The sequence below is a fragment of the Oleiphilus sp. HI0043 genome, assembly GCF_001634935.1.
In genome coordinates this window covers 1-1,284 of record NZ_LWEY01000817.1, presented here as the reverse complement: position 1 = coordinate 1,284, position 1,284 = coordinate 1, and the positions used below count along the sequence as shown (strand labels likewise).

Below are 1,284 nucleotides of genomic sequence, written 5' to 3'. Positions count from 1 at the left end.
AGTTTTTCTTAACCGAAGCGTGCTTTCGAAAAGCTTCCCAGAAATAGCTGTCTGTTAGATACTTGAAACTATCAATATTGTCCAGACTGGCGTTAACGAAGCTCGACACTTCGGGGTTTTGCATCACTTCATCAATCGCAGCGCGGAGCAGCCAGTCGAAGCCTTGAGCTGTTTTGTGCGCGTAGACTTGTCGATACATTTGGTGACGACTATAAACAAAGTCTTCTAGAGAGCTTAGGCCTTTTTCCGCAATTGCCAGACCGAACCAGTTAGTTTGTGGACACCAACCAAAATGAATATTGCTTAGCAGGTGGTCCAGGTTAAAGCCTCCAATTGTGACCGAGGAGTGAAAACCGTCGCGAAGCATGTAATCGGCGCGGTCTGCATCCAGCTCACCCGATACCAGGCTTGATAAAACATGCTGTAATTTGCTGGCGAATTCATCAGGTAAGGAGTCCGGATTATTCGCCAGGTCGCTGGGAGCAATCAGCGGCCAAAGGGCGTGAGCGTGTCGATTAAATAAATCACTTGGGGAAATTGAGGTGGTTTCCATCAGAGACAGAATATCTAAAGGTTCCAGGCTTGGTGCTTTGTTATCGATATCTTGCAGTATTTGCCAGGCAGCACGAACTGAAAAGTGCTCATGCTCGAGTATTGTTGGCGGATCTTTATAGATAGCGCTGGTGTCAATGCCTGCCCAAAGATGTTCAAAACGTCCTCCTTGAGCAAGAAGGGATTTAATAGAGGGGGTTCGATTGAATTGGTGCGAGAAGCTGCTATGTCCAACATCATGTAGAAGGCAGGCACAACGAACAAGCCTGTGAAAGTAGCTGATAGCTTCTAGTGTGTCGGTTTTTACCACTGAACGCTGTTCTTGGGAGCAGCGTTTCAGACAGTTTTCAATCATTGCGCGGAACATGCGCCCGCCAACATGCATGACACCTACGCTATGTAAAAAGCGTGAGTGAGTCGCGCCAGGAAATACGAGAGAAAGGATATCGTTCTGACAAATAAAGCGTAGTCGCTGAAATAAAGGGTGGTCCACCATGGCCACTTCGTGGCTCAAAAGAGGTATGCCACCGTGTACTGGGTCCATGATTAGCTTCTTATGCGCCCCAAGTAAATCTTCTATCAATAAATTCAAGCAGCGTAGCCCCAATTGTTAATTAGTGTGAATACTCTAATGAATGAGAATAGTCTCAAGGTATATTTTGATAAAAAGAGTATGTTAATACTTAGCTTTTATGCAGAAGTATATTAATTCTTTAATTACTTTAGCATGCT

Annotated in this window: 1 protein-coding gene; it reads right to left on the bottom strand. The window is 45.0% G+C overall.

The features are described from left to right. On the bottom strand, window positions 1–1,144 hold a 1,144-nt coding region (locus A3729_RS09300; protein ID WP_156497839.1), incomplete at its 3' end, for an HD domain-containing protein. Window positions 1,145–1,284 lie beyond the last annotated feature (140 nt).